Annotated in this window: 13 protein-coding genes, 1 tRNA gene and 1 pseudogene; 4 read left to right on the top strand and 11 right to left on the bottom strand. The window is 66.1% G+C overall.

Translation table 11 applies throughout. From position 1 onward, the window contains the following. Positions 1–147 precede the first annotated feature (147 nt). Positions 148–408: pseudogene (locus GNX96_RS65575) on the top strand (penicillin-binding protein); the annotation flags it as partial. A gap of 131 nt (positions 409–539) precedes the next feature. Here the strand turns inward: GNX96_RS65575 and GNX96_RS34515 are convergent. The 3 genes from GNX96_RS34515 to GNX96_RS34525 form a co-directional block, all read right to left on the bottom strand. Further along, complete coding sequence (locus GNX96_RS34515) at positions 540–749, bottom strand: hypothetical protein (protein ID WP_163572059.1); 210 nt, start codon at positions 747–749, stop codon at positions 540–542. A gap of 158 nt (positions 750–907) precedes the next feature. Further along, on the bottom strand, positions 908–1,351 hold the full coding sequence (locus GNX96_RS34520; protein ID WP_279582227.1) for a GNAT family N-acetyltransferase: 444 nt from the start codon (positions 1,349–1,351) through the stop codon (positions 908–910). 8 nt (positions 1,352–1,359) lie between these two features. Then, on the bottom strand, positions 1,360–1,818 hold the full coding sequence (locus tag GNX96_RS34525; protein WP_163572102.1) for a GatB/YqeY domain-containing protein: 459 nt from the start codon (positions 1,816–1,818) through the stop codon (positions 1,360–1,362). Between the two features lie 25 nt (positions 1,819–1,843). On the opposite strand from GNX96_RS34525, the gene GNX96_RS34530 reads away from it, so the two are divergent. Then, complete coding sequence (locus tag GNX96_RS34530; RefSeq protein WP_163572103.1) at positions 1,844–2,734, top strand: metallophosphoesterase; 891 nt, start codon at positions 1,844–1,846, stop codon at positions 2,732–2,734. 52 nt (positions 2,735–2,786) lie between these two features. Continuing rightward, positions 2,787–2,860, top strand: a tRNA-Pro gene (locus tag GNX96_RS34535). A 90-nt stretch (positions 2,861–2,950) separates the two neighbouring features. On the opposite strand, the gene GNX96_RS34540 is transcribed toward GNX96_RS34535, so the two are convergent. From GNX96_RS34540 to GNX96_RS57365, 3 genes are all read right to left on the bottom strand, one after another. Beyond that, on the bottom strand, positions 2,951–4,129 hold the full coding sequence (locus GNX96_RS34540) for a site-specific integrase (protein ID WP_279582228.1): 1,179 nt from the start codon (positions 4,127–4,129) through the stop codon (positions 2,951–2,953). 1 nt (position 4,130) lies between these two features. Beyond that, the gene (locus GNX96_RS34545; RefSeq protein ID WP_163572104.1) at positions 4,131–4,331 is read right to left on the bottom strand and encodes a helix-turn-helix domain-containing protein; all 201 of its coding nucleotides are present in this window, start codon (positions 4,329–4,331) and stop codon (positions 4,131–4,133) included. Positions 4,332–4,483: 152 nt separating this feature from the next. After that, positions 4,484–5,116, bottom strand: a complete 633-nt coding sequence (locus GNX96_RS57365; protein ID WP_279582229.1) for a DUF3631 domain-containing protein — start codon at positions 5,114–5,116, stop codon at positions 4,484–4,486. Here GNX96_RS57365 and GNX96_RS57370 point away from each other — a divergent pair. After that, positions 5,109–5,468 carry a hypothetical protein gene (locus GNX96_RS57370; RefSeq protein WP_279582230.1) on the top strand — a complete coding sequence of 120 codons (360 nt, stop codon included), beginning with the start codon at positions 5,109–5,111 and terminating at the stop codon, positions 5,466–5,468. The two genes, GNX96_RS57365 and GNX96_RS57370, sit on opposite strands and share 8 nt — an antisense overlap. Before the next feature lie 374 nt (positions 5,469–5,842). Here GNX96_RS57370 and GNX96_RS34555 read toward each other — a convergent pair whose 3' ends face one another. From GNX96_RS34555 to GNX96_RS57380, 5 genes are all read right to left on the bottom strand, one after another. Next, positions 5,843–6,535 carry a bifunctional DNA primase/polymerase gene (locus GNX96_RS34555; RefSeq protein ID WP_279582231.1) on the bottom strand — a complete coding sequence of 231 codons (693 nt, stop codon included), beginning with the start codon at positions 6,533–6,535 and terminating at the stop codon, positions 5,843–5,845. A 284-nt stretch (positions 6,536–6,819) separates the two neighbouring features. Next, a complete protein-coding gene (locus GNX96_RS34560; RefSeq protein ID WP_163572105.1) occupies positions 6,820–7,287 on the bottom strand; it encodes a single-stranded DNA-binding protein in 468 nt (155 codons plus the stop codon). Between the two features lie 47 nt (positions 7,288–7,334). Further along, complete coding sequence (locus GNX96_RS34565; RefSeq protein WP_279582232.1) at positions 7,335–7,700, bottom strand: hypothetical protein; 366 nt, start codon at positions 7,698–7,700, stop codon at positions 7,335–7,337. A 165-nt stretch (positions 7,701–7,865) separates the two neighbouring features. Beyond that, a complete protein-coding gene (locus GNX96_RS57375) occupies positions 7,866–8,510 on the bottom strand; it encodes a hypothetical protein (protein WP_279582233.1) in 645 nt (214 codons plus the stop codon). Further along, positions 8,507–9,264, bottom strand: a 758-nt coding sequence (locus tag GNX96_RS57380) for a hypothetical protein (RefSeq protein ID WP_279582234.1), incomplete at its 5' end; no start/stop codon positions are given. The genes GNX96_RS57380 and GNX96_RS57375, both read right to left, overlap by 4 nt.

Below are 9,264 nucleotides of genomic sequence, written 5' to 3' on the forward strand. Positions count from 1 at the left end.
TGGCCAAAGCCCGCGCGCGACGCCGGCATCTCGTTCTTCCCCGGCGCGACCGGCACGAACAGCTACGACTCGATCATCAAGGGTGGAGACAACCCCGGCCGTCTCTCGCTGACGTTCGGTCAGGGTTCGGACACCTGGCCGCTCTACATGGCGAATGCGTACGCGACAGTGGCCGCCGAGGGGAAATACTGCGAGCCGACGCCCATCCAGTCGGTGCAGGGCCCGGACGGCAAGACCCTCAGCCTGGGCGCTCCGAACTGCAAGCAGGTCTTCAGCAAGGGCGTCGCCGACGCGGCCACCGACGCGGCGCGCTGCCCGGTCGCCCAGTCCGCCCAGGCCGGCCACTGCGGTTGGGCCACCGGTGGCTCTGTCGGCAACGCGGTGGGTCGCCCGATGGCCGGCAAGACCGGTTCGACGCCGGGCAACCGCCAGGTGTGGTTCGCCGGCTTCGTCCCGCAGCTGGCCGGAGCGTCGTTCTCCACCGACACTGACAACCCCTTCCACGGGACGGACAACAACGACAGTCCCGACATCGCCAACTACATCTTCGGCCCGGCGATGGCGAACGCGGTCGACGGAATGCCGGAGAAGGGCTTCGACCCGCCACCGGACAGCCTGGCCAACGGTGGCGTGCACTCGCACGCCGGCGAGCCGGCCAACCCGACCCGACCCCGAGCCCGAAGGCCGGCGGCAGCGGCGGGACCGTACGACCCGGCACCGGCGGCGGCACCACCCAGGGCACCGGGCACGGCACCCCGACCAAAGGCCCCGGGCACGGCCCGACCGGCCTGCCACCGTTCGCGCTCTACAACCCGGGTTTCACCACGTCGAATGGCCGGCGCGCCAAACCCCAGGTCTGAGCTTGACGAAAGAACCCCCGGCCACGTGGTCGGGGGTTCTTTTTCGTCTAGAGGACTTTGCTGAAGAACACCCTGCTGAAGCCGTCGTTTCCGGCCCGATGGATCTCGACGTACCCGTGGCGCTGGTAGTACGCGATGTTCTCGGTCATCGCCGCGTTGGTGTAGAGCCGGACCTCGACGAACCCGAGCCGGACCGCCTCGCTTTCGGCTTGTACGAGCAGCAGCCGGCCGATCCCGCCACCCTGGGCATCAGCGCGTACGGCGATGTTCTCCAGCAGCAGGTGGTCCGTCTCAGGCACCAGGACGAGCATGCCGACAGCGATGCCGGCACGCTCGGCGACCCAGGTGTGGCCACGTCGTACGACCTCGGCGTAGTCGTCCGTCATCGGCGCCGGTTCGCGGCCGATCCGCGGCACATAGTGCTCGTACGCGCCGCGTACCAACGCGGTCAGCGCCGGCACGTCCGCCGGCACGGCCAGCCGCAGTGACACCACCGCGGTCAGCTCGCGAGCTGTCGCCGCACCTCGGCGGACACCCGGCCACCATCCGCACGGCCGATGACCTGCGGCTGCACCACCTTCATCACCTGGCCCATCGCCTTCGGGCCGGCCGCGCCGGTCTCGGTGATAGCGGCCGTGACCAGCTCGGTCAGCTCCTCGTCGGTGAGCTGCTGGGGCAGGTAACGCTCGATGATCGTGGTCTCGCGGCGCTCCTGGTCGGCAAGCTCGGCACGGTCGCGCGTGTCGAAGATCTCGGCGGCCTCGCGGCGCTTCTTCGCCTCGGCGGTCAGCACCGCCAGCACCACCTCGTCGTCGGTCAGCTCGCGAGCCGACTTTCCAGCCACCTCAGCGGTCTTGACGGCGGACAGCACCATCCGCAAGGTGCCGGTGGTCAGCTGGTCGCGGGCCTTCATGGCGGTGGTCAGGTCGGTGGACAGGCGGTCCTTGAGAGCGCTCACGAGGCACGACACTAGCCTGGTCGGTATGAAGTGGCGCACCGGATTGTCATTGGCCGTGCTCGCGGGCGGGATCGCTACCGTGGGCTACGCGGCTGGAATCGAGCGGACGAGGTGGACGCTGCGCCGCTTCGACGTACCAGTGCTGGCGCCGGACTCCGAGCCGCTGCGCATCCTGCACATCTCGGACCTGCACATGACTCCCGGCCAGCGGTCGAAGCAGGAGTGGGTACGGGAGCTGGCCGCGCTGGACCCTGACCTGGTCGTGGTGACCGGCGACAACCTCGCCCACGTGGAGGCAGTGCCGGCCGTCGTACACGCGCTCACGCCGCTCCTGGAGCGTCCTGGAGCCGTCGTCTTCGGCAGCAACGACTACTACGGACCGCTGCCGAAGAACCCGCTGCGGTATTTCGGCAAGCCGCAGGTCCGCCGGTTCGGGCCGGACCTGCCCTGGCAGGACCTGCGGGACGTGTTCACCGCCTCCGGCTGGGCCGACCTCACCAACTCCCGCGCCACCGTCACCGCCGGCGGCCGCCGGCTCGCCTTCGCCGGCGTGGACGACCCACACCTGTCCCAAGACGACTACTACGACCGCATCGCCGGCCCCGCCGACCCGGCCGCTGACCTGCGGATCGGACTGTCCCACTCACCCGAGCCCCGGGTCCTGGACCGGTTCGCCGAAGACGGCTACGACCTGCTGCTGTGCGGTCACACCCACGGCGGCCAACTGCGCGTGCCGGGCTACGGCGCCCTGGTCACCAACTGCGGCATCGACCGCCCGTACGCCCGCGGCCTGAACCGCTGGTCCGGCCACACCTGGCTGAACGTCTCCGCCGGCATGGGCACCTCCCCGTACGCACCAATCCGGTTCGCCTGCCCGCCGGAGGTCACCCTGCTCACCCTCATCCCAAACGGATGATCCCTGCCGTCAAAGCGCTTCCACGTCTCAGTTAGACTCATTCACGCACACCCGGGGTGTGGCGCAGCTTGGTAGCGCGCTTCGTTCGGGACGAAGAGGTCGTGGGTTCAAATCCCGCCACCCCGACGGGTATAGCAGCAGGTCAGGGCCGGTTTCCATATTCTGGAAACCGGCCCTGATTGCTATCTGCGGCGACCGGGGAGCCAAACAGGGAGCCTAAGCCGTTTGGCGCAGCAGATTGAACAGGTTGCCCATCACGTCGGCGCCTTGAGTGATGACCGGGCGCAGCTCCTTGCGGTAGACCGCCTCTGTTGTCGCCGTGCTGCTATGGCCGACCAGGCGGGCAATGTCTTCGAGCGCTACGCCGTTCGCCGACATGATCGAGACAAAGCTATGCCGCAGCTCGCGGGGAGTCCATTCCTCCGGATTTAGACCAGCCTTCTTGAGGATGCCCCGAAAGTCCCGCCGGACGTTGGCAGCATCGAGCGGCTTCCCGTACCGAGTGCAGAAGACAAGGCCATGCTCGGACCAGTCATCGCCAACCGCTCGCCGGTCGGCCTCCTGTACCGCTCGCTGCCAGCACAGCGCAGCCACACCGAGCAGTGGCAGAGCCAGGCTGCGACGACTCTTCCGAGTCTTCGTGTCGCCGTGCTCTCGTACGGATCGCCAAACCATGATGTACGGCGGTATTTGCTTGATCAGGGACACCAGCACGACGTGATCCCACCTGAGCGCTCGTGCCTCCTCTGTTCGGATTCCTGTCAGCAGTGACAGCACGACGTACGCGTAGAGGCGACTCCCCTTTGCGGCCTTGAGCAGTGCGAATGCCTGACCGAGCGTCAACGCCTTGCTCGGCCGGCCTTCCGTACCCTCTGGCGCTGTGACCAGCGATGCCACGTTCCGGCCGATCTTGTCGCGGCGCTGGGCGAATGTAATCGAGCGTCGCAGCACGGCCAGGAGGTCCCTGATCGACCGGGTAGCCAGAATCTCTGTGCGCGTCTCAAGCCAGTCGTCAACATCATCAGCCGTCAGATCCGGCAACTTAGCCTTGCCGATGAGCGGTATTAGGTGTTTCTCGGCAAGTTGGCGATTCTTAGTTACGGTCTTCTTGTTACGGCCTTTGAGGCCCCGCGCAAGCCAGTCGGTTACCGCATTGGCAACGGTGTAGTTGGCTTCCGGCTTGACACCCGTTTCCAGCTCCTTTCTTAACTCTTTCAGCTTGTCGCGTACTTCAGTCGAAGACTTGCCGTACACCTTTGGCCTACGCCGTTTCCCATTTACTGCGTAGCCCATTGAGATTGCACCGACCCAGCAATTCTTCGACTGGTCGAAATACACGCCATCATCGCCGCGACTCCGGCGCTTCTTGGTTTCGCCTGAATTCGATTCGGCCACGTCACTCCCCCATCTCAGAAAGGAGGAGACTCACAAACTCCTCAATGCACTGGACTGGAATGAGCCGAGTACGGCCCCGCTTTACGGATTTCAGGCGACCAAGGCGGATCTCCTCGAATACGGCGGTCCGACCCATGCTCAACATTTGGGCTGCCTCCTGCACGTCCAGCAGGACCTTTTGCCCAGTCGTCGCGGCGGTCATCGCGAGGTTCTCCCTCTATTCGGAGCGCCAAAGATCAGCGCATCGGATGGCGTTTAGCTGGGGGTGGTGTCCCAGCCGTCCCAGGGTTGTTTTTTTGCTGGTCAGCCCTGGGACGGCTGTTTTGGGCGGGACGGCTTAGCCGTCCCAATGGCTTAAGGCGTCCCGGCGTTGACCTGCACAGATGTGGCTGGGACGACCGGGACGGCTTGCCCGGTCAGGTTGGCTTTGTTGGCGCCAGATTCCGGGCCGTCAATAGCCTTGAGCGGACGCGGGCAGTACCGATTCCAGGCGTCTGTGAAATCGACGCGCTGATACCCCTTGGCTTGTACGCCGTCTGAGAATCGGATGTTTCCGGAGCGGATCTCGTACTCCCGCAGGATGTTGCCCAGCCGCATTGCGGTCAGCCCGGCAGGGCCGTATTCCGACCACGGCGCCTCCGGCTCGGACTTCAGCCGGTCCAACAGGGTCGCGGTGGAAAGTGCGGTATCGACGCCGAAAGCCTTGCGACAGTCGGCCAGCAATCGCACTCGGTCAGAGATCTGGCTGTCGCTGGCCGCCTGCTCAGTGAGCCCTTTGGCGGCATTGCGTGCCCGGTCCGGCCAGTCTCCTCCGGCGTAGTCGGCGACGATCACGAGTGGCTCCCAGGTGTCAGCGGCGCGGTCTTCGATCGGCATGTCCGGCTCGATGCGTTCAAGGGCTTTCAGGTCGACCCGCAGCCACTTGGTCAGTTTGGTCGCGAAAGCGCGCAGCGGTTGGCGGTCGCGCTTGTACCGGAAGGTGTCCACCTTTTTCGCCGGGTGCGCGGCGGCGCATGCGGACGATGATGGCGCGGTCTTCGATGGTGTCCGGCATTTGACCGATGCCTGCAAGCGCGGCCATAGCGAAGGTTTCCAAGTGCTGCACGCTGTTGGTGGATGCGTCGTACCGCACGGCCGGCCGGTTGCGCTGGTGGCCAGCGTTGAGCAGCCCCCGCAGGTCTTCGTTTCCTTCAGCTTTGGGACCGAAAATCGTGTCGGCCTCGTCTACCAGGATGACCGGCGGGTCGACGGTTACCGACCGATAGACGGCGGCGGCCGATGCGTTGACGGTCAGCAGCGGGTCATGGCTGAGTGCCTCTACGACATCGAGCAGGCGTGACTTTCCGCAGCGCCGTTCCGGGCCACGGATAACCAACCGCGGGGCGTTGTGCCCACGCCGGTTGCGCGTGAGTTGCGGCAATCCACAACGTGACGGCATCGGTAGTCGCCTGATTGGGCATCACCACGTATCGCGTAATTGCTGTCCGTATGGCGTCGAGCATTTCGACGCCGGTCGTGGTTTTGGTAGTCATGCGGTGATCTCCCCGCGTTCGGTGGCATCGCTGGTCATTGCTTGCTCAGCGCAGGTTTTGTGCGCCGGTTGGCCGGTGGCGTCGCGGCAGAGTGCGGGTCGGTGGCAGTGCCGGCAGGGCAGCATTCGTCCGCCTCCCCAATGGCTGCGATCGCGCCAATCCAGACCGCAAGCGCGCGCGGTCATGCCGCTGTTGTTTCGTCGCGGAATCCGCCGGCGATGGCTGCGCAGATCTCCCGTTCGCTCTGCTCCATGCCCCGCCCCACCTCGGTCAGCGCGGCGACCGCGTCGGCGTGGCTGATCGCGCCAGCGGCGACCATGCGAGCCACTCCCCGCGCGGCGCCGTAGAGGGTCGTACGGCGTCTGCCGACCGGTGCGCGGAGTACGGCGTCCAGGTGGCAGCTGAGTAGTTGGTCGGGGTAGGAGATGCCCCCCGCCGCGACGGTGCGCACTGGACCGGCTGCGGCGGCATTTGGTATGCGCTCCGGCCCTTTCTGGCTGAGGCATGCGGAAACCAGCGGCGGGGGCATCTCCTCTACGGCGCGCCCGTCCGTCACCCATTGGTACGACCGGCCGGTGCGCCGGTTTGTGGACGGTGGCGCGACGACGTATCCACCGTCGGCCTTGATATCGATGCCGGGATAGCCGGGCAGCGGCCGTGAGGGCACCGGCTGGCCGGGGTGGCGGTAGTACAGGTGGTGGCCGCCTGTTCCGGTGATCACGCGTGCGGTTGGCGCGGCTATGCCGGCATCGATCAGCCTGGCGAGGCTGGCGTTTCCGCCGTGCGCGGGGTCTACGTCGACCACGAGCAGCTGCGCACGGTCGCCGGTCCGTACGGCCAGCTGGCCGCCGGGTGGCGCGTACGACAGCCGCAATGCGGGCCGGGTTGGTCGTGGCCGCGTAGAAGCCGTGACAGGTCAGGCAGTGGCACAGTTCCGGGTCGTGGCCACCGGCCGCGCCTGGCCGACAGTCGGGGCAGTTGGCAACGGGGCGTTTGGACCTGCCGAGCATGAAGACCGGCCAGCCACGCGCGGCCAGCTCCCAGCCAGCCATGATGAGATCGTGTGGAGTAATCACGTCGGTGTCTTCCTGGTCGTCGTAGTCAGGTGGGCAGAGCTGACGCGCCGAATGCGTCCGGCGCGCCAGCCGGAGAGCTGAGTTAGAACGGCGGTTCTTCGCTGTAGCCGCTGGCCTTTGCCGAGGCAGCGGGCGCCGTCCACGGGTCGGACTCGCCGCCGTTGCGGGTGGTGTTTGCGTTGCCGCGCTTAGCTTTGGCGACCTTGACCGTCGCCCACTTCAGGGCAGGGCCGATCTCGCGTACGTCAACCTCGACGACCGTGCGCTTTTCGCCTTCTGCGGTGTCGTAGCTGCGCTGTCGCAGCTGACCAACGACGATGACCCGCTGACCGCGAGCCAACGACTCAGAGACGTGCTCGGCGTAGTCACGCCAGATCGAGCAGCGCAAGAAGGTCGCGTCCCCGTCCTCCCACTGACCGCTTTCTTTGTTGTAGCGACGGTCATTGGACGCGACGGTGAAGTTGGCGACCGCGATTCCGCTTTTGGTGAATCGCTGTTCGGGGTCAGCGGTCAGCGTCCCGACGATCGTGATTTCGGGCAGTCCAGGCATGGCGAGTGTCCTTTCAGGAACGGTGAAACGGATGGATTGAGGTCTGTTCAGCGCTGGCGTTCGCGGCGGTCTTCATGCCTGCGCGCGGTGCGACGGTTGGCGAGTAGGTGATTGATCAGGTACCGGCCGGCGCGGAGTTTGCTGCCGCTGCCGCCGCAGCGGGGGCATTCGCGGAACGTGCGGCCGGACGGTGACAGGCGTTTGCCGAGTCCGCCGCATCTCCGGCAGTTGGCGAATGGCCATGTCCAGCAGGTCAGCAGGTAGTACGGGACCCACAGCAGCAGCGCCAGCAGCAGCCACGGCAGGGCGTGAACGGCGAGGGAGAGCAGTGGTCCGTGCAGGGTGTGACCGTCGATCGGGTGGTTACTGGGTGTAGCGGCGGTGAAGGTGGCGGTAGCGGCAAGGTGGAGCATGGTAGGTGCCTCCTGGGCTGTTTTTGGGCGTGAGAGGGGGTGCCCGCTACCCGCTACCTGCGGATATGTGGGCTGGTGGGGGCTGTTGTGGGAGGTAGCGGGCTGGGTAGCGCGCAGCCGCTACCCGTAGCGGGCCGCCCGCTACCTCACCGGTCCGTCAGCGATCTACTGGACGGTTACGCTCCGTTGTTTTGGCGCTTGGTGATCGCGGCTTTGATGTCGGCGGCTTTGGCGCCTTTGCGGACCTGTCCGTCCCGGTTGACGTTGCCGCTCGGTACGCCGAGAGCGCGCAGCGCAGCTGCGCGGAGATGCTGTCCGGGGTGATGGGGTGATGTCGGCGTACTGCTCCGGCATCTGTTCCGCGAGGCGGCTGGAGATGGTGGTCCAGTGCAACCGGTCGTCTCCGGTGAAGACCGTCAGGACATCCGTCAGAACGTCGCGTGATGCGCGGGCCATGTCCTCTCCGGCGGCCATGCCGGTCAGGGTGCCGACCCGTTCGCGGTGCGCGCGGGCAGCGGTCAGGATCTTCTCAGCGTCGCCGTGGTCGGCGAGGAACGTCCGCACGGTCGGGGTTTCATCGGTCGCGCCGTACAGGAAACCCACGCCCCGGTACTTGTCCCCGACTGGCAGCGATGACGCGTCGAAACCTTCGGCGTACGCGTCTCCACCAAGCACAGCCTCAGAAACGATCCGGTTGCCGCACTTGAGCGCGAACCGCACCGCGTGGTTGTCGCGGTACCGGTTGAACAACCGGCCCACATCTCCGGCGCCGACTCCGGCCGGCTTCTGCGAACTGGACAGGATGCTCACGCCAGCGGACGGCCGACCGCCTGAATCCGGGACAGCTTCGCCGCGATCTCTTTGTTGATGGCCTGGTCTTCGGTCTCGAAATAGACCTGAAACTCTTCCATGACCAGCAACAACACTCGCAGATCCGGGTACCGGGGGTCGCGCGCCAACTCCTCGGTGAGCTTGCCTTCCGGGCACACCGTGACCGGCAGCGCGGCCAGCTGCTCGTTCACCCGGTCAATGTGCGCCAGGATCTCATCCAGGGTGGCGAGCAGGTTCCCCACCGGATCGGGGTCGTTCACGTTGGGGTGCGTACCGAAAATGATCCGATGCGCGACCATCCGGAACTTGATCCAGTCCGGCGAATTCTTCCCGTCAACGATGATCAGCTTCACCCACGGGTCAGCAGCGGCAAACAGCGCGAGCAGCCGCGCGGCGAACGTTTTTCCCTTACGTGGCTGGGCGCCGACTATGACCGAGATCCACAGCAGCGACAGCGTCACCAGCTGATCGCGTTCATCCTTGCCGAACTTGACCGGCCGCCAAATGTTGCGCGGCTTGCAGTCCAGCAGGTCAGTACGGCCAGCGCCGATCGCGAGCGGGTCCCGGTCAGCCACAAACAGCAGGTGGCGCCGACTGCTGGTCTCATCCTCAGTCAGGAACACCTGATTGACGTGCACGTCCAGCCCGGACGCGATCTTTTCCACTTGAACGGCCACACATCCCCACCCCCTGCCGTCGGTAAGGTCCCCCACACCTTCGAACCGGTCCCCGA

It is taken from the genome of Fodinicola feengrottensis (assembly GCF_010993775.1).
GTDB lineage: Bacteria > Actinomycetota > Actinomycetes > Mycobacteriales > HKI-0501 > Fodinicola > Fodinicola feengrottensis.

Bases quoted from the DNA above. Each gene is read 5' to 3' on its own strand.
- GNX96_RS34565 (WP_279582232.1), bottom strand. From the start codon at position 7,700: ATGCTCCACCTTGCCGCTACCGCCACCTTCACCGCCGCTACACCCAGT.
- GNX96_RS34560 (WP_163572105.1), bottom strand. From the start codon at position 7,287: ATGCCTGGACTGCCCGAAATCACGATCGTCGGGACGCTGACCGCTGAC.
- GNX96_RS34545 (WP_163572104.1), bottom strand. From the start codon at position 4,331: ATGACCGCCGCGACGACTGGGCAAAAGGTCCTGCTGGACGTGCAGGAG.
- GNX96_RS34530 (WP_163572103.1), top strand. From the start codon at position 1,844: ATGAAGTGGCGCACCGGATTGTCATTGGCCGTGCTCGCGGGCGGGATC.